This is a genomic window from Novosphingobium sp. (genome assembly GCF_027489515.1).
GTDB lineage: Bacteria > Pseudomonadota > Alphaproteobacteria > Sphingomonadales > Sphingomonadaceae > Novosphingobium.
On sequence record NZ_JAIXZS010000117.1, the window covers coordinates 1 to 22,374 of the forward strand.

Annotated in this window: 21 protein-coding genes and 1 other RNA gene; 11 read left to right on the forward strand and 11 right to left on the reverse strand. The window is 65.0% G+C overall.

Annotated features, from left to right (window positions below):
- Positions 1-352, reverse strand: a transfer-messenger RNA (tmRNA) gene (gene ssrA, locus Q0082_RS19960); the annotation flags it as partial.
- Positions 353-386: 34 nt separating this feature from the next.
- Complete coding sequence (gene mscL, locus Q0082_RS19965) at positions 387-818, reverse strand: large conductance mechanosensitive channel protein MscL (protein WP_298195356.1); 432 nt, start codon at positions 816-818, stop codon at positions 387-389.
- Between the two features lie 234 nt (positions 819-1,052).
- Between mscL and Q0082_RS19970 the strand changes: the two genes are divergently transcribed.
- From Q0082_RS19970 to Q0082_RS19995, 6 genes are read left to right on the forward strand one after another with little or no spacing between them, the layout of a single operon-like run.
- Entirely contained in the window at positions 1,053-1,685 is a 633-nt protein-coding gene (locus tag Q0082_RS19970; RefSeq protein ID WP_298195382.1) for a LemA family protein, read from the forward strand.
- Between the two features lie 27 nt (positions 1,686-1,712).
- Positions 1,713-2,240 carry a YgcG family protein gene (locus tag Q0082_RS19975; RefSeq protein ID WP_298195357.1) on the forward strand — a complete coding sequence of 176 codons (528 nt, stop codon included), beginning with the start codon at positions 1,713-1,715 and terminating at the stop codon, positions 2,238-2,240.
- An 8-nt stretch (positions 2,241-2,248) separates the two neighbouring features.
- Positions 2,249-3,043, forward strand: a complete 795-nt coding sequence (locus Q0082_RS19980; protein WP_298195358.1) for a TPM domain-containing protein — start codon at positions 2,249-2,251, stop codon at positions 3,041-3,043.
- Position 3,044: 1 nt separating this feature from the next.
- Complete coding sequence (locus Q0082_RS19985) at positions 3,045-3,713, forward strand: hypothetical protein (protein ID WP_298195359.1); 669 nt, start codon at positions 3,045-3,047, stop codon at positions 3,711-3,713.
- Positions 3,710-4,252, forward strand: a complete 543-nt coding sequence (locus Q0082_RS19990; RefSeq protein WP_298195360.1) for an NUDIX hydrolase — start codon at positions 3,710-3,712, stop codon at positions 4,250-4,252. Before Q0082_RS19985 ends, Q0082_RS19990 begins: the two co-directional genes overlap by 4 nt.
- A 24-nt stretch (positions 4,253-4,276) precedes the next feature.
- Positions 4,277-5,056: an SDR family oxidoreductase gene (locus Q0082_RS19995; protein ID WP_298195361.1), complete on the forward strand. Its 780-nt coding sequence runs from the start codon at positions 4,277-4,279 to the stop codon at positions 5,054-5,056.
- Between the two features lie 43 nt (positions 5,057-5,099).
- Here the strand turns inward: Q0082_RS19995 and Q0082_RS20000 are convergent, their stop codons facing one another.
- Positions 5,100-9,206 (reverse strand): calcium-binding protein, encoded by a 4,107-nt coding sequence (locus tag Q0082_RS20000; RefSeq protein ID WP_298195362.1) that lies wholly within the window; start codon positions 9,204-9,206, stop codon positions 5,100-5,102.
- Between the two features lie 221 nt (positions 9,207-9,427).
- Between Q0082_RS20000 and Q0082_RS20005 the strand changes: the two genes are divergently transcribed.
- Positions 9,428-10,264, forward strand: coding sequence for a DMT family transporter (locus tag Q0082_RS20005; RefSeq protein WP_298195363.1), 837 nt, complete (start codon positions 9,428-9,430; stop codon positions 10,262-10,264).
- A 38-nt stretch (positions 10,265-10,302) separates the two neighbouring features.
- On the opposite strand, the gene Q0082_RS20010 is transcribed toward Q0082_RS20005, so the two are convergent.
- The 4 genes from Q0082_RS20010 to Q0082_RS20025 form a co-directional block, all read right to left on the reverse strand.
- Positions 10,303-10,680, reverse strand: coding sequence for a VOC family protein (locus tag Q0082_RS20010; RefSeq protein ID WP_298195364.1), 378 nt, complete (start codon positions 10,678-10,680; stop codon positions 10,303-10,305).
- A gap of 17 nt (positions 10,681-10,697) precedes the next feature.
- Positions 10,698-11,810 carry an S-(hydroxymethyl)glutathione dehydrogenase/class III alcohol dehydrogenase gene (locus Q0082_RS20015; protein WP_298195365.1) on the reverse strand — a complete coding sequence of 371 codons (1,113 nt, stop codon included), beginning with the start codon at positions 11,808-11,810 and terminating at the stop codon, positions 10,698-10,700.
- 76 nt (positions 11,811-11,886) lie between these two features.
- A complete protein-coding gene (locus tag Q0082_RS20020) occupies positions 11,887-13,209 on the reverse strand; it encodes an MFS transporter (RefSeq protein WP_298195366.1) in 1,323 nt (440 codons plus the stop codon).
- Positions 13,210-13,254: 45 nt separating this feature from the next.
- Positions 13,255-13,731 carry a MarR family transcriptional regulator gene (locus tag Q0082_RS20025; protein ID WP_298195367.1) on the reverse strand — a complete coding sequence of 159 codons (477 nt, stop codon included), beginning with the start codon at positions 13,729-13,731 and terminating at the stop codon, positions 13,255-13,257.
- 109 nt (positions 13,732-13,840) lie between these two features.
- On the opposite strand from Q0082_RS20025, the gene Q0082_RS20030 reads away from it, so the two are divergent.
- From Q0082_RS20030 to Q0082_RS20045, 4 genes are all read left to right on the forward strand, one after another.
- On the forward strand, positions 13,841-15,310 hold the full coding sequence (locus Q0082_RS20030) for a carotenoid oxygenase family protein (RefSeq protein WP_298195368.1): 1,470 nt from the start codon (positions 13,841-13,843) through the stop codon (positions 15,308-15,310).
- 65 nt (positions 15,311-15,375) lie between these two features.
- A complete protein-coding gene (locus Q0082_RS20035) occupies positions 15,376-16,605 on the forward strand; it encodes a serine hydrolase (RefSeq protein WP_298195369.1) in 1,230 nt (409 codons plus the stop codon).
- Complete coding sequence (locus tag Q0082_RS20040; protein WP_298195370.1) at positions 16,602-17,063, forward strand: DUF3237 domain-containing protein; 462 nt, start codon at positions 16,602-16,604, stop codon at positions 17,061-17,063. Before Q0082_RS20035 ends, Q0082_RS20040 begins: the two co-directional genes overlap by 4 nt.
- Positions 17,064-17,083: 20 nt before the next feature.
- Entirely contained in the window at positions 17,084-17,419 is a 336-nt protein-coding gene (locus Q0082_RS20045; RefSeq protein WP_298195371.1) for a hypothetical protein, read from the forward strand.
- A gap of 1 nt (position 17,420) precedes the next feature.
- On the opposite strand, the gene Q0082_RS20050 is transcribed toward Q0082_RS20045, so the two are convergent.
- The 4 genes from Q0082_RS20050 to Q0082_RS20065 form a co-directional block, all read right to left on the reverse strand.
- Complete coding sequence (locus tag Q0082_RS20050) at positions 17,421-19,016, reverse strand: MFS transporter (RefSeq protein ID WP_298195372.1); 1,596 nt, start codon at positions 19,014-19,016, stop codon at positions 17,421-17,423.
- Complete coding sequence (locus Q0082_RS20055; protein ID WP_298195373.1) at positions 19,013-20,068, reverse strand: amidohydrolase family protein; 1,056 nt, start codon at positions 20,066-20,068, stop codon at positions 19,013-19,015. The genes Q0082_RS20050 and Q0082_RS20055 overlap by 4 nt, the downstream gene beginning before the upstream one ends.
- 9 nt (positions 20,069-20,077) lie before the next feature.
- Positions 20,078-21,508 carry an NAD-dependent succinate-semialdehyde dehydrogenase gene (locus Q0082_RS20060; protein ID WP_298195374.1) on the reverse strand — a complete coding sequence of 477 codons (1,431 nt, stop codon included), beginning with the start codon at positions 21,506-21,508 and terminating at the stop codon, positions 20,078-20,080.
- Positions 21,509-21,604: 96 nt separating this feature from the next.
- Positions 21,605-22,342 carry a nuclear transport factor 2 family protein gene (locus tag Q0082_RS20065; protein ID WP_298195375.1) on the reverse strand — a complete coding sequence of 246 codons (738 nt, stop codon included), beginning with the start codon at positions 22,340-22,342 and terminating at the stop codon, positions 21,605-21,607.
- Positions 22,343-22,374 lie beyond the last annotated feature (32 nt).

Sequence of the window (22,374 nt, forward strand, 5' to 3'; positions counted from 1 at the left end):
CTGTTGCCCGGTGGGTTCAACCGCGCTTTAGCTTTGTAAGATCAGGCCGTTAAGCCGTCAGATTACGCCGCGAGAGCGAGTGCTTCGTTGTCGTTGGCACTTGTGGGTTTTGAGCCTTTAACGGGTTACTCAGCCCGGACGAAAATACCGCTTTTCAACACACGTCGATCCTAGTTCGGCCCCATCAACACCTCTGCGACAACAGAGCCCGGCCCTTTAGCCGGTGGTGATGGTGGAGCCGCCGGGTACCGCCCCCGGGTCCGCTGCGCCTATTGTACGGTACACTTTATCGTCATAGCCGGCCGAAGCCGGCCCGCTCGATATAGGCGCGAGGTGCGGGGAATGGAAGGGGCCTGCGCACTGCGCCCGGCCCCACCCGTCCGATCTCAGGCCTTCTTCAGCGCATCACGGATTTCTGTGAGCAGATCGATCTCGCTCGGGCCAGCAGGCGCGGCAGGAGCCTCGGGCGCCGCCGGCATCATCTTGTTCGCCGTGCGCACGATCTGGAAGATCACGAAAGCCATGAGCAGGAAGCTGATCACTGCGGTAACGAACGCGCCATAGCCCAGCATCGGCACGCCAGCGGCCTTGAGCGCGGCGTAGTCCTCGAGCGAGCCCTTGTACGTCTCGGGAATGGCACCCAGCACCAGAAACTTGTTCGTGAAATTGACCCCGCCCGTCACCACGCCGATCACCGGCATGATCAGATCCTCGGTCAGCGAGGTGACGATCTTGCCGAAAGCCGCGCCGATGATCACACCGACCGCAAGGTCGAGCACGTTGCCACGCGCCACGAAAGCCTTGAATTCTCCCATCATGCCCATCTCGTTGTTCTCCTGTTAGGCATTTTCACCCGGTTGTTTCCTGCCAGCCGCAACCCTTTGTAACAAGTGGTCAGGTGCTCCGATCCGGTGCAGCCCTTGAACGGCCCTGCGGACCCGCTACATTCTCTGGTGAGCACGCCCGCCGCGTCCGCGCCGGGGCTCTTGAGGGAACATATTTCGATGGCCGCTTCGCTGCTTGCCCGCTTTTCCCGTTTCGCTTTCGTCGCCATGGCCGCCGCCGGCCTCGCTGGCTGCGGAGTCAACGCGATCCCCACCGCCGAGGAAGCCGCCAAGGCCAAGTGGGCCGACGTGCAGAACCAGTACCAGCGCCGCGCCGACCTGATCCCGAACCTCGTCGCGACGGTGAAGGGCTATGCCAAGCAGGAGCAGGACACCCTGACCAAGGTGACCGAAGCCCGCGCCAAGGCGACCTCTATCCAGATTTCGGCGGCAGACGTGACCGACCCGGACAAGATCGCCGCCTATCAGGCCGCGCAGGGTCAGCTCAGCCAGGGCCTTGGTCGCCTGCTTGCCTCGGTTGAGGCCTATCCGGACCTCAAGTCCAACCAGAACTTCCTCGCGCTGCAGAGCCAGCTCGAAGGCACGGAAAACCGCATCGCGGTCGCCCGGCGCGACTACAACGAGGCGGTTCAGACCTATAACACCACGATCCGCACCTTCCCCGCGATCATCGCCGCCAAGGTCGTCTATGGCGCCAAGCCGATGGTGCCCTTCGCCGCGACCACTCCGGGCGCGGACACGGCCCCCGCGGTAAGCTTCGACGGCCCCGCCGCCCCGGCAGCAGCACCTGCTGCGAATGACAATGCGGCAGCTCCGGCCAGCAAGGCGGCGAGCGAGTAAGGCATCAGGCCAGACGGACCTACCACCATGCGCCGCCTCGGGTTCGCGGTTGCCCTAGCCCTTGCGCCACTATTGGCGGGATGTGGCACGGCAAGCACGGCTCAGGCGGAGCAGTCGGCTCGCCCGAGCGCGCCGATCGCGTTAACGGGGCGGGTGGTCGACAATGCCGGGCTCCTCCCGGAGACGGCGCGGAAGAGCCTCGATCAGCGTCTCGCGGCGCTGGAGGCGAAATCCGGGCCGCAGATGGTGATCGTCACCGTCTCCGATCTCAAGGGGATGACGATCGAACAGCTCGGCTTGGCACTCGGCAATGGCTGGGGGATCGGCAGCAAGGCGCGCAACGATGGCGTACTGCTGATCGTCGCGCCAAACGAACATCGGACCCGCATCGAAGTCGGCAAGGGGCTTGAAGCAACACTCACCAATCCGCTCTGCGCGCGTATCATCAGCGAAGACATGGTACCGCGTTTCAAGGCGGGCGCGTTCGAGGCAGGTTTCGAAGCCGGTACAAGGCGGATCATCGATGTGCTGACCGCACATCCAACACGGACATGAACGCATCCATGCGACTTCACCGCCTGATCCTGCCGGCCCTGCTGGCGCTGCTGGCCCTCCTCGCCGGCCCCGCTGCCGCGCAGACCTTCCCCAAGCTGACCGGCCGCGTGGTCGATGAGGCGCACCTGCTATCGCCCGAGCAAGCCGCCGCGCTCGATGCCAAGCTGGCCGCGCTGGAGACGCAGTCCCAGCGCCAGATGGTAATCGCCACGATCCCGGATCTCGAAGGCTACGAGATCGAGGACTACGGCTACCGGCTCGGCCGGGCATGGAGCATCGGCGACAAGCAGCGCAACGATGGCATCCTGCTGATAGTCGCGCCCAAGGAACACAAGGTGCGGATTGAGGTGGGCTACGGCCTCGAAGGCATCATCACCGATGCGCTTTCGAGCCTGATCATCCAGCGCGAAGTGGTGTCCCGCTTCAAGGCGAACGATTATCCCGGCGGCATCGCAGCGGCGACGGACCAGCTGATCGCGCAGCTGCAGCTGCCCGAGGACGAGGCGCGCAAGGTTGCCGCTGATGCGACTGCGCAGGCCAAGAAAGCCAAGGAGCCCCGCTTCGATGCAGGTACGGTCATCTTCCTGCTGATCTTCTTCTTTTTCTTCGTCCTCCCCTTCCTGCGCGCGATGCGCGGCGGCGGGCGGCGCTATGGCTCGCCCGGCGTGATGATCTTCCCCTCGGGCGGCTGGGGCGGTGGCGGATCAGACTGGGGCGGCGGCGGTGGCGGCTGGGGCGGTGGCGGCGGCTTTTCAGGCGGCGGCGGCAGCTTCGGCGGCGGCGGCTCGTCGGGGAGCTGGTGACATGCTGACCGACACAGACCGTAAGCGCATCGCCGAAGCTGTCTCCGCGGCAGAAGCTGCGAGCGCAGGCGAGATCGTCACGATCATCACCCCGCAGTCCGACAACTACCGCGATGTGGCGCTGGCATGGTCGATCTTCATCGCTTTCCTCGCCCTCGCCGCGCTGGAGCTGGCGCCCGGCTTCTACCTCGGCCTTGTCGAGCGGCTGCTCGGCCTGTGGGCGCACGAATGGACCCCGCGCCAGGTGCTGGGGATTGCGCTGCTGGTCGCGGTGATCAAGTTCCTCGCCATGCTGCTGCTGATGGCCTGGCGCCCCCTGCGCCTTGCGCTGACGCCTGCGCCGATCAAGTCCGCCCGTGTCCACGCCCGCGCGCTCACCTGCTTCCGCATCGGCGCGGAAGGGCGCACCACCGGGCGCACCGGCATACTCATCTACCTCTCGATGGCCGAGCACCGTGCCGAGATCATCGCCGACGAGGCCATTGCCAGCAAGGTCGCGCCCGAAGTCTGGGGCGATGCCATGCATGCCCTGCTCGAACCGATCCGCGCCGGACGGGTGGGGGATGGCATGGTCGCCGCCATCGGCAAGGTCGGCGCCGTGCTCACCGAGCATCTGCCCCGCGCGGCAGATGATGAAAACGAACTGCCGGACCGGGTGATCGAAGTATGAGCCTTGAAGACGAATATCGCGACGAACCCGAGATCACCCAGTGGCAGGGCCGCTTCATCGCCGCCAAGACGCGCGGACGCTGGGAATACGTCTCTCGCGCGCGCGGCATCAAGGCGGCGGTGATCCTTGCAATCACGGCCGAGGATGAGGTCGTGCTCGTCGAGCAGTTCCGCATCCCGCTCGGTCGTCCCTGCATCGAGCTGCCCGCAGGCCTTATCGGCGATGATGACGGCGGCGAGAACGAGGACGCCGCGACCGCCGCGATCCGCGAGCTGGAGGAGGAAACCGGCTACCGCGCCGGCCGCATGGATGATCTTGGCGAGTTCTATTCGAGCCCCGGTATGGTCAGCGAAGCCTTCACGCTGTTTCGCGCGCATGAGCTGGAGCGCGTCGGCCCGGGCGGCGGCGTGGAAGGCGAAGGCATCACCGTCCACCATGTGCCGCGCACAAGGATCGCCGAGTTCCTCGCAGCCAAGCGCGCGCAGGGATATGCCATCGACGTCCGCATGGCTCTGCTGCTAAGCCCGGGCTGGTTATAAGAATAAGCGAGAGGATTGAAGGCGATGGGCAGGGTTTCGGGCAAGCTGGCATTGGTAACCGGCGCGGCGCAGGGGCTGGGCGCGGCCCATGCAGCGCTGCTGGCGCGCGAGGGTGCGCGCGTGCTGCTGACCGATATCAACGGCGAGGGCGCCGCTGCGCAGGCCGAAGCGATCAACGCCGAACTGGGCGCTGGCACTGCCTTTGCGATGCGCCATGACGTCACCTCCGAAAGTGACTGGGATGCCGCGATCGCCATGGCGGCGGACAAGCTCGGCGGCCTCTCGGTGCTCGTCAACAACGCCGGCGTCGGCGTGCGCGGCGATATCGAGACCTGCACGCTCGAGGAATGGCACCGCGGCTTTGCAATCAACGTCGATTCGGTTTTCCTCGGCTGCCAGAAGGCGCTGCCGCTGCTCAAGGACAACCAGCCCGGCTCGATCATCAACATCAGCTCGATCGCGGGCCTGATCGCCTCGCACACCATGCCCGGCTACAATGCCAGCAAGGCCGCGGTGTGGATGCTGACCAAGTCGGTCGCGCTTTACTGCGCCAAGCGCGGGTGGGATATCCGCTGCAACTCGGTCCACCCGACATTCGTGGACACGCCGATCCTCGACGGCATCAGCAAGAACGCCGGAATCGAGAAGGACGTCGTGATGGCCAAGCTCGCACGCCAGATCCCGCTCGGCCGCGTCGGCGAACCCATCGATATCGCGCAGGGCGTGCTCTACCTTGCGAGCGAAGAAAGCCGCTTCATGACCGGCGCCGAACTGAAGCTCGACGGCGGCATCTCGGCGATGTGAGGCTTGAGGGGGTGCGACCTTCGCCGCACCCCGTCTGCTTTGCCTAGAGCACGAAGTCCGCAGCAACGGGCGCTGTCGCGACCGAGATCGTGATCGCAAAATCGGCAAAACCGTCGCCGTTCACGTCGCCCTCGATGCTGGTGGTCGTCGCCCGCAGCTGTCCCGCCACGTTGCTGAACGCCGCCGCGCCGATCAGCGTGAAGGCCTGATCGTTCGCCAGCGAACTGTTCGCATCGATTGCCGAAAGGTCGATCCGGTCGCCCGCGGCCAGATCGGCGATCAGGTCGCGGCCGTCGATCGCCACGGTGCTGTCGTCCACGCTGCGGTAGACGAAGGTGTCGTTCCCCGTCCCGCCGCGCAGCACATCGCGCCCGATGCCGCCCTCGATCACGTTTGCCACGCCGTCGCCGCGCAGGCTGTCGTCGAACTGGCTGCCGAGAATGTTCTCAAAGCCCGTCAGGACGTCCTTGCCGCCCGCACCATCGCTGGCCGTTCCGAGGGCGAGGTTGACCAGCACGCCGCCCGTCGCGTTCGCATAGCTCACCATGTCGTTGCCGCCGCCGCCGATCAGCGTGTCGTTGCCGTCGCCGCCCTCGATCCGGTCATTGCCGCCCCCACCGTCGATGGTGTTGGCAAGATAGTCGCCGGTCAGCGTGTCAGCACCGGTTGCGGAGCCGGTGAGGTTCTCGATGCCCAGCAACCGGTCGGTGCCATCGCCGGTGGCCTGAGGATCGAGGTTGCCGAGATCGACCGTGACACCCGCCAGGCTCGCCGCATAGCTTGCGGTGTCGATGCCGTTGCCGCCATCGAGCGTGTCGTCGCCCGCGCCGCCGATCAGCGTATCGGTTCCTTCGCCGCCCTGCAGCAGATCGTTGCCCGAGCGCCCATCGAGGAGATCGATGCCGCCGCCGCCGACGAGGCGGTTGTTCGCGCCATCACCCAGGAGCGTATCAGCTGCAAGATCGGAGCCGATGACGTTCTCGATCCCCGTCAGCCGGTCATTGCCGCTGCCACTACCGGTGTTCTGTGCCGTTGCGGTGATGGCAAGGTCCACCGTCACCGCCGCCGTCACGGCCCGAAAGCTTACCGTGTCGATGCCATTGCCGCCATCGATGAAGTCGTTGCCCGCACCGCCGATCAGCAAGTCGTCGTCATCGCCGCCCAGCAGGGTGTCCGCCCCGCCGCCTCCGACGAGGACATCGCGTCCGGCAAGGCCCGAAAGGGTATTGCTGCCGGTGTTCCCGGTCATCTCATTGTCAAGGCCATTGCCGGTCCCGCTGATGGCGCTTGCGCCAGTCAGCCGCAAGTTCTCGATATTGGCGCCGAGCGTGCGGCCGATCGAGCTTTCGATGGTGTCTTCACCGCCGCCGATCACCTCGGTGCAGATGTCACCGCTGTTGTCGACGACATAGGTGTCGTCACCGCCGAGTCCGATCATCGTGTCGGCACCGCCTGCGCCATCAAGCAGATTGTCGCCATCATTGCCGGTCAGGCGGTTGGCAAGGCTGTTGCCATGCGCAGACGCCGTTCCGAATGAGGCCGTCAGTGTCAGGTTCTCGATATTCTCGGCGAGCACGTAGTCGCCGTTCACGATGCTGGCGAGCACCGTGTCGGTGCCCTGTCCGATCAGCTCGATGATCGTATCGGCCTGCGAGCCGGTGCTGGATACGATATAGGTGTCGTTGCCCGTGCCGCCGATCAGCAGGTCACCGCCGAACAGGCCCGCCACCAGCGCATCGTTGCCGCCGTTGCCATAAAGCTCGTCAACCCCGTCGCCGGCAGTGAGGACATTGCCCGCCGAATTGCCGCGAATGATGTTGTTGAGGCCGTTGCCGGTCCCGTCGATCGCGCTGCGGCCGGTAAGCGTGAGGTTTTCCACTGCGGTCTGATCGAGCGAGAAGCTGACCGAAGCGCGCACCTCGTCGACACCCAAGAAGGAGGTTTCCACGATGCGGTCGCCGGCATTGTCGACGATGTAGAGATCGTTGCCTTCGTTGCCCGTCATCGTATCGGCACCGGCCCCGCCATCCAGCACATTGGCCGCATCATTGCCGATCAGGGTGTTGTCGAGCGCATTGCCGGTCAGGTTGGCGACCACGTTGAGACTGGTCAGCCGCGCGATCTCGACGTTCTCGTCAAGCTGGTAGGAGACCGTCGTGAGCACCGTATCGATGCCCCTGTCGATCCCTTCGATCACCACGTCGCCGCCATCGATGAAATAGGTATCGTCGCCGCCGCGGCCCTGCAGGATATCTGCGCCGCCGAAGCCCTGGATCTGGTTCGCGCCGCTGTTGCCGATCAGGATATTGTCTTGCGCGTTGCCCTGGATCGTGGTGCCAAGCGATCCGGTCGCGCGAAAATTCTCGACGTTGTTGGGCAGAGCGCCGCCTGCCGCGACGATCGTGTCGATCCCGCCATTGGCGGTCTCGATCACCACATCGTTCGCGTTGTCGAGATAGTAGGTGTCGTTGCCATTGCCGCCGATCATCGTGTCTGCACCGGCGCGGCCGTTGATGACATTGTCGGCGCGGTTGCCGTAGATCACGTTGTCGAGCGCATTGCCGGACAGGTTCCCGGTCGACGTGCCGAGCAGGCGCATATTCTCCACGTTGCGCGCGCTCAGCGAATAGGACTGGCGCACAACAACCATGTCGGTGCCGCCATCGAGCTGCTCGATGATCCGTTCGTCGCCGTTGACGATGTAGATGTCGTTACCCGAACCGCCGGTAAGCCGGTCCGCACCATCGGTGCCATCGAGGATATCGTTGTTGACCGAGCCGGTCAGCGTGTCGTTCCCGGCGCCTCCATCGATGCGGACGCCCTGGCTGGACACGGCGCCCAGCGTGATGATGTTGGCGGCGGCATCGCCGGTGATCGTCGGCAGAACAGGCAGGTTGTCTGCATCGTAGCGAATCTCGAACAGGCGCCCGCCGTCCGACTGCCAGTACTGAACCGTGTAGCCGCCTGCGCTATCGGCCACGATATGCATGTCGTACGGATCGACGAGGGCAAGCGTGTTGGCCGCGCCAACCGCGTTGCCCTGCGAATCATAGCGCTGGGTCTGCATGCGGTTCGAACCGGCCGCTGTTTCCACCCACGCGACGACCCAGCCGCCATCCGACAGCGTCACCACTTCGGGAGGCTGGCTGAGGATGGGCACCGCCGTGCTGATCGCGATCGGCGATCCTCCTTCCGGCAATCCGCCAGCCCCGATGATCTGATACTTGAGAAGGTTCGATTCGAGGCCGACGACGAGAAACCGGTCCGCACTGAGCGCAGTGACTGCACTCTTGGTGGCACTAAAGCCGGCGATCACCGTCTCGCTGCCCACCACCGTGCCGCCTGCCGTGTATTTCTGGAACGACAGCCCGAAGTTGCCGTTGCTGTAGACCGCAACAAAGCCCCCGCCGGAAAGCGCGGCAAGCGCGACGTCCTGCTGATTGCCGGTCGTTGCGGTGTTGATGCGAAAATCGCCGGTGATCGCGGTTCCGGTGCTGCCGAACACTCGAGCGAAGACGCCGTTACCGGAACCGTCGACGGCGCTGTCTTCCCAAGCGACAACGAAGCTGCCGTTGTTCAGCGCCGTGATCGCCGGATCGAACTGGGTGAGATTTGTCGTGACGTTGGCGACCTGCACAACGCCAAGCGGGTTGCCCGCAAGATCATAGCGCTGGAACAGGATATCGCTCGATTCCTGCCACGCAGCGACAAAGCCGCCGGTGCCGAGCGAGGCTGCCACGGGATTGCTGATGGTGACGCCCGGGCCGGAAAGCGCCGCTGCCGACCCGCTCAATTCACCGGACTGGGTGATCTTCTGGAATTGCAGGCCACCCGTGGGATGCCGCCAGAGCGATAGCATGCTCCCGTCTGAAAGACGCAGAAGGTCGCTGTTGAGCGATCCGAACGTGAACGCCGTGTTCTGGGCAAGTGTGACGAGGCCGCCCACGGAGAGGCTGAACGTCGCGTCGAGGAACTGGACCTGCTCCACACTGGCAAGGGTATCGGTGCCCTGCGAACTGGTGACGACCCAGGCACGGTTGACGTAGGAGAACAGCGGACCATCCTGAACCGCGTCGATGACAGCTGTATCAAAAACCCCGACCGTGCCGGAAAAGGGATCGTTCCCAGACGTTCCTGTGATGATCGCCATCCAAATTCCCCCCGTTACCGTACCTTGCGGGCCGCCTCGGCAGATCGAGGCGGCACCAGTCCGGTTTTGACCGGGGAAGATAACCACCACAGGCCTTTTCGCAATTGTACGGATTCGACGTCGCCGGCGCAGTCTGATCCGATCTGGCATAACCGCATCGCAACGCGGCGCGGTCCGGTCTGCTGAAGACATCGGCGCCAATCGGTTCTAACGAAGCGGCGATGGACTTGCCGGTCTTTGCGCTCATCCTGTTTGCCGCCTCGCTGCACGCGAGCTGGAACGCGTTCCTCAAGGGCAGTGGCGATACGCTGCTGTCCACCACGCTGGTGATGGGCGGTGCGGCGCTGATCGCGCTCTTGGCGCTGCCATTCCTGCCGGCGCCAGCGCGCGCAAGCTGGCCCTATCTGGCCGTCTCGGCGCTGCTGCAAGTGGGCTATCTGGTGCTTCTCGTGCGGATCTACCGCGTAATCGACATGAGCCTTGCCTATCCGCTGATGCGCGGCAGCGCGCCGCTGACGGTGGCGCTGATCAGCACGCTGTGGCTGCATGAGACGCTGCCGGGCCTTGCGTGGATGGGCATTGCCACGATCTGCCTCGGTATCCTCGCGATGGCGGTCGGCGCGCGCGGGGCGCTCAGCGCGAAGGGCCTCGCCGCGACGCTCACCAACGCGGCGATTATCGCCGGCTATACACTGATCGACGGGATGGGTGCGCGGGCCTCGGGAACCCCGGCGGCTTACACGCTCTGGCTTTCGCTACTGACCGGCCTTGCCATGCTGGGGTGGGCGACCGTCGCGCGCGGCGGCGCGCTCGTCAGCTATGCGCGGCGGACCTGGCATGTCGGATTGATTGGCGGGCTCGGCACGATCGTGTCCTATACCATCGCGCTCTGGGCGATGACGCTGGCGCCAATCGCCATGGTCGCGGCGCTACGCGAAACGTCGATCCTGTTCGCCACCGCCATCTCGGCTTTCATCCTGCACGAACGGGTCGGTCCGGCGCGGGTCGCAGCAGCGGCGATCATCGCCAGCGGAGCGATGCTGCTGCGGCTTGCCTGAGGCCGCCACGCGGGCGGTCTCAGGCGCAGTTGCGGCAATCAGGCGTTCGGATTCGGCGCGAAAGCGCAGATCTTGTTGCCATCCGTGTCGCGCAGATAGGCGCCATAGGCCTTGCCCGGCGCGTTTTCACGCACACCCGGAGGGCCCTCGCAGGTGCCGCCATTGGCAAGGCCGGCGGCATGGAACGCATCGACCTCGGCAAAGGTCGTGGCAGCAAAACCCTGCGTGAAGCCGTTTGACCAGGTGTGCGGCTCGCCGTTGGCGGGCTTGGTCACCATGAGCGCGCCTGCAGCCGAGGGGAACAGCGTGCCATGCGGCAGAGGCACTGCCTGATGGCCGAGCGCGCCCATCACGGCGGTGTAGAAAGCGCGCGACTTCTCGATGTCGTTGGTGCCGAGAACGGTATGGGTAAACATGGTTTGGTTTCCTTGGCTCAGAACACGACGACCGAACGGATCGACTTGCCCGCGTGCATCAGATCGAACGCGGTGTTGATTTCCTCGAGGCCCATGACGTGGGTGATCATCGGATCGATCTCGATCTTGCCCTGCATGTACATGTCGACGATCTTGGGCACGTCGGTGCGGCCCTTGGCCCCGCCGAACGCGGTGCCGCGCCAGTTGCGGCCCGTGACGAGCTGGAACGGACGGGTGCTGATTTCCTTGCCCGCTTCGGCCACGCCGATGATGATCGAAGTGCCCCAGCCGCGGTGGCAGGCTTCGAGCGCGGTGCGCATCACTTCGGTGTTGCCGGTCGCGTCGAAGGTGTAGTCTGCGCCGCCGTCGGTCAGCGCGACGATCGCCGCCACGGTCTCTTCGCGGCTCATGCCCTTGGTGTTGAGGAAGTCGGTCATGCCGAACTTGCGGCCCCATTCCTCGCGGTCAGGGTTGATATCGACGCCGACGATCTTGTTGGCACCGGCGAGCCGCGCGCCCTGGATCACGTTGAGGCCAATGCCGCCGAGGCCGAAGACCACGACGTTGTCACCCACCTGCACCTTGGCGGTGTTGATCACCGCACCGACGCCCGTGGTCACGCCGCAGCCGATGTAGCAGCTCGACTGGAACGGCGCGTCCTCGCGGATCTTGGCGACCGCGATTTCCGGCAGGACAGTGAAGTTCGAAAAGGTGGAGCAGCCCATGTAGTGGAAAATGGTCTGGCCCTTGTAGCTGAAGCGCGAAGTGCCATCGGGCATCAGGCCCTTGCCCTGCGTGGCGCGGATCGCAGTGCACAGGTTGGTCTTGCCCGAGAGGCAGCTTTTGCACTTGCGGCATTCCGGCGTGTAGAGCGGGATCACGTGATCGCCGGGCTTCACGGACGTCACGCCCGCGCCCACTTCGCGCACGATCCCGGCGCCTTCATGGCCGAGCACCGAGGGGAAAATGCCTTCGCTGTCGAACCCATCGAGCGTGTAGGCATCGGTGTGGCAGATGCCGGTCGCCATGATCTCGACCAGCACTTCGCCCGCCTTGGGGCCTTCGAGATCAAGCTCGACGATTTCGAGCGGCTTCTTGGCTTCGAACGCAACAGCGGCGCGGGTCTTCATGGGTAGTCCTCCCCCGGGGAAATGGAATGCCCTGCCGATAGGCAAAGCGGGGCCTGTGTTCAATCGGGTTCGCGGCTCAATCAGCCTCTCTTAGGGCAAGCATGAGCATTAGCGCTGCGGCCATGACCGAACCGCATGCCATGATCAGCGAAACAGTGAAGAGGCTGAGCCCGCCTGCGGTAAACAGGGTGCCCGCCAGGATCGGCGATCCCGCCGCGCCGATGCGCCCCGCACCGATGGCAAAGCCGGTGCCGGTGGCGCGCACATGCGCCGGAAAGCCATGGGCAAACGCGCTGTAGAAGCCGACAATCGCGGCATTGGTGGCAAAGCCGGTGCAGAACACCGCAAAGCGCCAGCCGACGAGCGAGGTCTCCTGCCCGCCCAGCCCGAACACGGCCACAGCCGCCGCGCCCAGCAGCAGCATCACGATGGTGGGCCACTTGATCCCGAAGCGGTGCATGAGAAAGCCGAACAGCCCGCCCCCGGTCGCGCCGCCGATGTTCGCCCAGACGAGCACGCTCGCCGCCTGCGGCGCGGCAAAACCGAAGTCCGCCACGATCTTGGGCGACCACTTGAGGATATAGTAGAAGGTGATCGCGTGGAGCGAATAGCCCACGGTGAGGATCATGGTCGTGCCGATGAGGCCGGGCTTCAGGATATCGAGCACGCTCGCCCCTCGTCCACCTGCGCTGTCGCGCTGATCGACCGGCGGCAGCGCATCGATGCCCGGCAGGCGCAGCTTGGCCATCGACGCGTTGATCCTTGCCAGCGCACCCTCAGGCCGCCGCGCGAGGAGATAGGCCGGGGTTTCCGGCACGAAGAACCAGATCAGCGGGATGAACACCACGGTCGCGATCGCGCCGAATTCGAACACCACGCGCCAGTTGCCGGTCTTGAGCAGCATGGCCGCGATAGTGCCGCCGATGGTCGCCCCCAACGGATAGCCGATGACCATCAGCGACATGGCGAGGCTGCGGCCCTTGCTGCTCGAAAGCTCGGCCGTCACCGCGTTGATCGCGGCCAGCATGCCGCCAATGCCAAGCCCGGTGATGAAGCGCCAGAGCCCGAGGATCTGCGGGTTCTGCGAGGTGGTGGCAAGCCACATCCCGCCCGCCATCACGACAAGGCAGCCCAGCATCGTCGGCCGCCGGCCAAACCGGTCCGCCGCACCGCCGAGCAGGATCGAGCCAACGCCCATGCCGACGAGTTCCATCGCCAGCACCACACCCAGCGCATCGCGCGCGATGCCCCACTCCTTGGCGATGCCCGGCGCTGCGAACGCGCTTGAAAGAACATCGAACCCGTCGAGCGCGTTCAATGCGATCATCAACACGACGGCGATCCATTGCGCCGCGCTCATCGGCGTGCTGCGAATGATCTCGCGCGGATCGGTGTTCATCTTGGTCTCACTCCCCGGGTCACGGCGTCTTGCGCGCCGCAATTGTCATTCATGAATGCGCGAAAGCAGTTCGATCAGCAGGCGCACTTCCTTGTCGCTGAAGCGGCTCTTCACCCACGCTTCGTGCTCGCCGATCGCGGTCTTGGCGCGGGCGAGCATCGCCTTGCCCGGCTCTTCCAGAAACAGCGCCTGCTTGCGGCCATCCTTGTCCGAGCGGTCACGCCGAAGGAAATGCTTGGCCTGAAGCCGGTTGATGATCGCCATTGTGGTCGCGCGGTCCATGCGCAGGCGCTGCGCCAGATCGGTCTGCGCGATCCCGGGATGGTCATCCACCAGCCACAGCACCGACACCTGCTTCTGCGTGAGATCGAGATCGGTGAACGTCTCGGTAAAGTGGCGCAAGCAGGCCCCATGCGCGAGGCGGATATGGAAGCCCAGAATGTCCTTGATCGCGCCGATATCGGCTTCACCCTCAGGTGGCGGCGGTGCTGTCACCGCATCGGCAAACTTGTCCTTGATCAATGCCGCTTCCCTGCCCCTCTGGCCCATCGACGCCCTTAGTTGCGCCTTGCCTATTCGTTAGCAACACTTACAATCGAACCCCAAGCGAAAAAGCCCAAGAGGATGTGCCATGGCCCAGTTCCCCTCCAGCCCCAGCTTCACGGGATTCAACACACCTTCCCGGATCGAGGCGGACATTGTCGACCTCGCGCACGAAGGCACGATCCCCAAAGAGCTAAACGGCGCATTCTTCCGCGTCCAGCCCGACCCGCAATTTCCCCCGCGTCTGGGTGACGATATCGCCTTCAATGGCGACGGCATGATCACCCGCTTCCACATCCATGATGGCCAGGTCGATTTCGCGCAGCGCTGGGCGAAGACCGACAAGTGGAAGCTGGAAAAGGCGGCCGGCAAGGCCTTGTTCGGCGCCTACCGCAATCCGCTGACCGACGACGAGGCCGTGAAGGGTGAATACCGCGGCACGGCGAACACCAACGCCTTCGTCTTCGGCGGCAAGCTCTGGGCCCTGAAGGAAGACAGCCCCGGCCTCGTCATGGATCCGGCGACGCTGGAAACCGCGGGCTACGAGACGTTCGGCGGCAAGATGACCGGGCAGACTTTCACGGCCCACCCCAAGGTCGATCCGAAGACCGGCAACATGGTCGCCATCGGCTATGCCGCCAGCGGCCTGTGCACCGACGATGTGACCTACATGGAAATCAGCCCCGAGGGCGAACTGATCCGCGAGGTGTGGTTCAAGGCGCCCTACTACTGCATGATGCACGATTTCGGGATCACCGAGGATTACCTCGTGCTCCACATCGTCCCCTCGATCGGCAGCTGGGAACGGCTCGAGAAGGGCCTCCCCCACTTCGGATTCGACACAACGATGCAGGTCTACCTCGGGATTATCCCCCGGCGTGATGGCGTGACGCAGGACGATATCCGCTGGTTCAAGCGCGGCAACTGCTTCGCCAGCCACGTGCTCAACGCCTGGCAGGAAGGGACGAAAGTCCACTTCGTCACCTGCGAGGCGAAGAACAACATGTTCCCCTTCTTCCCGGACGTTCACGGTGCGCCGTTCAACGGGATGGAGGCGATGAGCTACCCCACCGACTGGGTCGTCGACCTGGCCTCGAACGGCGAGGACTTCGCCGAGATCAACAAGCTCTCCGATTCGATGGGCGAGTTCCCCCGCATCGATGACCGCTTCACGGGGCAGAAGACGCGTCACGGCTGGTTCCTCGAAATGGATGTACGCCGCCCGGTCGAATTGAAGGGCGGCAGCGCCGGCGGGCTCATCATGAACTGCCTGTTCCACAAGGACCTCGAGACCGGCGCCGAGCAGCACTGGTGGTGCGGCCCCGTCTCTTCGCTGCAGGAACCCTGCTTCGTCCCCCGCAGCAAAACCGCGCCCGAAGGCGATGGCTGGATCCTCCAGGTCTGCAACCGGCTCGAGGAACACCGCAGCGATCTCCTGATCTTCGATGCGCAGGCAATCGCCGAAGGCCCCGTCGCCACCGTACAGATCCCCATCCGCCTGCGCTTTGGCCTCCACGGCAACTGGGCAAATTCGGACGAAATCGGCCTCGCCGCCTGAAACCCCTTCCCGCCCTCTCCAGTTATTGCTATTGTATATAACAATAACTGGAGAGGGAGAGTCTGATGTCCGTTCGCCTTTGGCATGCCGTTCTGTCGGCAAGCGTCGCACTGGCCCCCGTGGTGGCTTCGGCACAGACGGTCCCTGCCGGCCCCTCCGCCGCCGTCATCTCCATGCGCGAGCAGTGGCTCAATCCGGCGGTCAACAGCTTCACCTTCCGCGACACGAACAAGGTCTTCGAAAGCCGCGATGTGCCCCGGTCCGGCCCGGTCTGGCCGCTGGTCACGGGTCCGGCGCTCGCCATGCCGCAGCACCAGTCCTCGGCGGGCTCGATGGGCTATAACGCGTGGGCCGACCGCACCTTCACCAATGCGCTGCTCGTGATGAAGGACGGCAAAGTCGTCTTCGAGGACTACCGCAACAAGTCGGACGCGGCGACCCACTTCATCTCGTTCTCGATGGCCAAGACCTTCACTGCGCTGCTCGTCGGCATCGCGCTGGGTGAAGGCAAGATCCACTCGCTCGACGACAAGGCGGGTGATTACGTCCCCGAGCTCAAGACGGGCGGCTATGGCGATGCCACCATCCGCCAGATCCTCCAGATGCGTTCCGGCGTCGATTACGAGGAGCGCTACGATTTCGGCGAGCATCCCAGCCTCGCCGCGACGATCCATACGAAGGCGATCGTGCGCAACCAGATGCGTTTTGCCGATCCCGCCGTGACGATCGGCAAGAAGACCGCGCCCGGCAGCACCTTCAACTACGCCACGCTCGATACCGCAGTGCTCGGCTGGATCCTCGAGCGCGCGACCGGCGAGAAGCTGGAAACCTACACCGCCAGCCGCCTGTGGGGCCCGCTCGGCGCCGAAGCAGGGGCATTCTGGATGGCCGATGGCCCGCCGGGCAATGGCCGTGCCTTGAACGGCATGGGCTACAACGCGGTGCTCAGGGATTTTGCCCGGATCGGGCAGATGATGCTCGATGGCGGCAAGGTCGGCGACAGCCAAGTGATCCCTGCGGGCTGGGTCAAGGAAATGACCACGATGATCCCCTTCCCCGCCGAATACGCCCGCAAGGCCGAGTTCAAGGGCTATGGCTACCAGACCTGGCAAGTGGACAATGAACCCGGCGCCTACAGCGCGGTCGGCCTCGCCGGACAGTTCATCTACGTCCACCCCGCAACGCGCACGGTGATCGTCAAGCTGAGCTACAATCCGCCGGTGGAGCCCGAGTGGCTGACAGGCGAGGTGATCGACTACTTCCACGCGATCGCACGCGCCCCAGCCCCGAAATGATCAAGCCCGATCTGGAATTCGTCTACGAGGCAACCGGCGATCTCGAACCGCCGGTGCCCATCGGCACGACTTATGACGGCACGCGGCGGATCATTCCCATCCTTGGCGGCGGGCGCGTCGAAGGGCCGAAGATCAAGGGCAGGCTGATCGGCAATGCGGCGGACTGGCAGCTCACTCGGCACGACGGCGTGACCGTCGCCGATGCGATCTACGCGCTCGAAACCGATGACGGCGTCGTCATCCAGATCCGCAACCGCGGCCTCCGCCACGGCCCGCCCGAAGTGATGGCGCGGCTCGCGGCGGGCGAGGAGGTTGACCCCGCAGCCTACTATTTCCGCACCGTACCGGAATTCATCGCCCCCACCGGTCCCTACGACTGGATGAACCGCTCGATCTTCATCTGCTCGGGCGCGCGCTTTCCGCTCGGCATCAAGCTCTGGGTGTGGCGCGTGCTCTGAATGCAGGCTAAGGCCGCAACATGGCACGCAAGCACAACAAGGGCGGTTGGCACGAAGACGACGTGGACGAGGCTGCCGAAGCCCCGCCACCGCCCTGCTGGCTGTGCGGCCGCCCCTGTGGCTCCACCATTGTCTGGCACCACCCCGTGCCCAAAAGCCGTGGCGGGCGTGAAACGGTGCCGATGCACGCGATCTGCCAGAACACGCTGATCACCAACTTCACCAATTCCGAACTGCAGCGCGCGGGCATGGATGTCGACCAGCTCCTCGCCAACCCGGCGGTCCGCAAGTTCGTCGACTGGGTGGCGAACAAGGACCCCGATTTCAACGCGGGGACGGCTAAGAAGGGGCGCTAGCCTACCCCGCCGCCCGCGCCAGCAGCGCCTGCTCGTCGCGCTCGGCGCGCCGCGCGATCAGCAGCATCAGCACCGCGATGGGCACCGCCACCCACTGGATGCTCAGCATGGCGAAGCGCAGGTTGCCCGTCGCGTCGGACAGCAGCCCCACCACATAGGGCCCGATGCCCAGCCCGAGGATCGTCATCACCAGCAGGTAGAGGCTCGAGGTCAGCCCGCGCATCCGGGGCAGCACCTGCTCGTACATGATCGCATAGAGCGGAGGCATCCACCCGGTGAGGATGAAACTGTAGGGCAGGAAGCGCCAGAAGAACGTCTCAGCATCCGGCGCGGTATAGACCCACACCGACATCAGCGGCGAAGCGATCATCGCAAAAGCCGCCACACCCGCGCGGCCCGATCCCGGAAAGCGCTGCTGCAGCCAGTCCGAAAGCGGCCCCCACAGCAGCGGCCCGACGATGCCCATGCCAGCCGAGAGAAAACCGAACTTCAGCGCCGTCTCGCCCAGCGAGAGGTGATAGGTGCGGATCAGGAACGTGGGGTTGAAGGCCATCATCCCGTAGTTGAGCACCGATTGCAGCGTGCCCACCGCCATGCACATGATGACAGTCGGCGAACCGCGGATCACGCGGCTCGCCTGCGGGTCGGAAAGGCTCACGCCCTGTACCAGATTGACGATCACGACGAGTCCGAAGCCGATCACCGACCACTGCAGCGCGTGCGGATTGACAGCCACGCTGCCGAACACGAGCGGCGGGCGCGGCGAGATCGCGGTGCTGGCGATGGTGAGCATGACCATCGCAGCGGCAATCACCCCGATCAGCACAAGGTTCCGGGCGATCATCGCCGGCGCCGCACGGCGTGCGCGCATCACGATGAGGTGGAAGCCCGGTGTCACCGCGCCGAGCATCTCGAGGCTGGCGGCGAACGGGCGAGGATCGGGCGGTGTCGCGATGCCGTCCATCACCCCGCGCTCGGGCTCGCGCAGAGTCCACAGGAAAGCCGCGAACACGAAGCCGGGCGCCGCCGCGACCAGAAACGCAAACTGCCAGCCCCTGAGCGCCGTACCCGGATGCGCCACATCCCACCAGTTTGCTGCGAGCCCGCCAAGGATCAGCGAACCGCCAAGCCCGAGCGCAATCGCGGAGGCCATGATCGCCATCACGAACCCGCGCTGCTGCCGCGGCCAATAGTCATAAAGCAGCGATGTGCCCGCCGGAGACGTCGCCGCCTCTCCGATCCCCACACCCAGCCGCGAGAGCGCGAGCATGGCAAAGCTGGTGGTCAGGCCCGCAAGGCCGGTCGCGGCAGACCAGAACAGCAGGCTGATCGCGAGCAGCCGCGTGCGCACCCAGCCATCGGCGAGCCGCCCCACCGGCAGCGAGAAAAGCGCGTAGAACAGCGCGAAGACGGTGCCGTAAAGCAGCCCCATCTCCGCATCGCCGACACCGAGGTCCTTCTTGATCGCCGGCGCCAGGATCGCGAGGATCTGGCGGTCGAGCAGGCTCATCGCCTGCGTCAGCGCGAGCAGGACGAGCGCGTAGCGCCCGCCCTTGGCGACGACAGTGGGCAGCTTTGGCGCGCCGGCCTCGCTCACAACTTGAACCACCTCTCGGCGTTGGTCTGGAAGAACTTCTTCTTTGTTTCCGGGCTCATGTCCATCGCATCCATCGCGCGGACCTCGTCCGCAACGTACTGGTAGGGATAGTCCATGGCATACATCACGCGGTCCTCGCCCACCACCTGCTGGCAGAACTTGATCGCGGGTTCCCACGCCATGCCCGAATTGGTGATCAGCACGTTGGAGCGCATGTATTCGGCGATGGTCTTCTTCAGCGGCTTCATCCTTTCATAGCGCTTCGAGCGCACGCCCGCCTGGTGCATGTAATCCAGCCGGTAAAGCCAGTAGGGCAGCGCCTCGCCCATATGGCCGACCATGATCTGCAGGTCCGGATACTTGTCGAAAATGCCGATGGTGATGAGGCGCAGCAGGTGCATCCCCGTCTCCACCCCGAAGCCGAAGATCGCGCCATCAAGCCCCGCTTCGAGCATGGGATCGATCATGCTGTCCGGCGGCGTCGCGGGGTGGATGTAGAGCGGCTGCCCCGCATCGCACAGCGCGCGGAAGATCGGATCGTACTTCGGATCGTCGAGGTATTCGCCCTGCGTGTGGCTGTTGATCTGGATGCCCTTGAACCCCAGTTCGCTCGCCCCGCGCCGGATCTCCGCAGCCGACCACTCCGGGTCCTGCGGCGCCACGGTGCCAAGGCCGATGAAGCGGTCCGGATACTTCGCGCAGGCCTCCGCAAGGTTGTTGTTGGCCCGCGTGGCGATGCCCTTGGCCTCCTCCACATCAAGCATTGGTTGCACGCCCGGCGAGGTCAGCGCGAGGATCGCCTTGTCGATCCCCGTCGCGTCCATGTCGGCAATCCGCCGCTCGCCCAGATCGAGCAGCCGCTCCATGATCTGCATCGCGCGTTCGGAGGGGCTGGTGGCATAGAAGCCCCAGAGCGAGACCATGCCCTTGTCCGCCGTGCCCTCGCGGATCATCCGCAGGAACACGTCGATCTGCTCCTGCGTGGCAAAGGCTTCCTCGGTGGCGATGCGCAGGTAACCGTGCTGCCCGCCGGTCTTGAGTTCCGTGCTCATGTTGCTTCCTTAACCCTCGTGAACCGCCTTGGTCACCATGCAGGCGAGCACGCCTTCCGGCCCGTCTTCGGCACCGTGGCCCGACCAGCGCACGCCGCCAAAGGGCGAATCCGCGCCGGCGATCATGTTGGTATTGATGCCCACCATCCCGGCCTCGATCTCGCGCGCCAGACGCTGCTGGCGCTTGCTGTCCTGCGTCCACGCGAAAGCCGCGAGGCCGTAGGGCAGCCGGTTCGCCTCGGCGATCATCGCTTCCTCGCCCGCATAGGCGTTGATCAGCGCGACCGGTCCGAACGGCTCCTCGTTCATGATCGCGGCATCAAGCGGAATGTCGGAAAGCACCGAAGGCGCATAGAAGAACCCGGCATTCCCGACGCGCTCGCCGCCCGTGTGGAGCCGCGAACCGCGCTGCACGGCATCGCCGATCAGCCGGTCCATCGCCTCAGGTCGCCGCGGGTTCGCCATCGGGCCCATGCGCGTCGCCTCATCCAGCCCATTGCCCACGGCGATCGCCTTCGCCCGCTCTGCAAACGCATCGCGGAAGCGGCCATAGACGCTTTCCTCGACGATGAACCGTGTCGGGCTCACGCAGACCTGCCCGGCGTTGCGGTACTTCTGCGTGACGACGGTATCGAGCACGCGGTCCATGTCCGCATCGCCGAACACCAGCACCGGACCGTGCCCGCCCAGTTCCATCGTGGTCCGCTTCATGTCCTCGGCGGCGAGCTTGGCGAGGTGCTTGCCCACCACCGTCGATCCGGTGAAGCTGAGCTTGCGGATGATCGGAGAGCCCAGCAGGTGCCGGCTCACTTCATCGGGCACGCCGAATACCGCCTGCGCCACCTCGGGCGGCAGCCCGGCATCAAGCAGGCACTGCAGCACACCCAACGCCGAAGCCGGGGTTTCCTCCGCCGCCTTCAGGATCACCGAACAGCCCGCCGCAATCGGCGCGCCGAGCTTGCGGCCCGGATTGCCGAGCGGGAAGTTCCACGGTGCAAACGCCGCAACCGGCCCCACCGGCTCGTGCGTGACGGTCGATCGCATGCCCTCCGGGCGCACCAGCGCACGGCCATAGAGGCGGAACACCTCGCCCGCGTAGAACTGGAACAGCCCCACGTTCATCAGCACTTCGATCCGTGCCTCAGCCAGCGGCTTGCCTTGCTCCAGCGTGGCGATCCGCGCGAGGTCCTCCTGCCGTTCGAGCAGCAGCCGCGCCGCGCCATTCAGCACAGCGGCGCGCTGCTGCGGCGTGGATTTGCGCCATAGCCGGAAGCCGCGCTGCGCCGCTTCCAGCGCGCGGTCGAGATCGGCGGACTCGGCCAGTGGCAGCTCGCCGATGGTCTCGCCGGTGGCCGGGTTCACCACCGCATGGGTAGGGCGCCCCCCGCCGAAGATACGCTCCCCGGCGATGATCATGTGCAGCGATGGATAGGCAGTCACGTCTCGCTCTCCAGACTTTTCTCTCCCCTCCCGCCTGCGGGAGGGGCATCCCTTCTTCTCCCCTCCCGCAAGCGGGAGGGGTCGGGGGTGGGCCTCTCAGCCTTTCGCCTTTTCCCGGTCGATATCACCCTGCCAGCGCTGCGCCACGATTTCCTCGCCGGTCACCGGGTGCGGCATGTGGAAGGGCACCAGCTTGTGCGTCGGCCAGAGCCAGTGATCCTCGATCAGCGCATCGGGGCCGGTCGGGTCTTCGGGGTAGGTCACCTTGGGGAACGGCACATATTCGTGCGGCGTGTTGGCCCAGCCGGTTTCGAAATCGGCGTGCCACTGCGGCATGTAGTTGAGGATGTGGATGCGCCACACCCCGTCCACCTTCTTGTAGGTGTTCTCGTAAATGCCGCCTTCCCACCACTGGCGCGCCTTGAGATGCGGGGCATCGCCCTCGTAATCCTTGTGGCGCCCTGCCTGCATCATCGAGCGGGCGCGGGCGAGTGCCGTCACGCCATCGGGCTGCACGTGGATGATGTCCTGAAGCTGCGGGTGATCGAGCAGGAAGCCGTCGATCGGGCCATTGTTGCCATAGGTGAAGCGCTTCTGGAACCGCTCGCAATAGAGCCGCTTGACGCCCTCCTTGCCCTTCCAGATGCCGCCGAAGAAGCGCACTTCGCCATCGTCGGTGAAGAGATCCGCCGTCTCGAGGTAAAGGCACTTGTCGATCAGGTAGCCATAGAGGTGCTGCAGCTTGCGGATATCGAGCTCGTCCTCGCGCACGGTGAGGCGGCGCTCCAGCTCGGCCAGCTTGCCTTCCAGCACGGCAAAACGGTCTTCGGACATCCAGAGTCTCCCAATTAGTTCGTATACCTAAC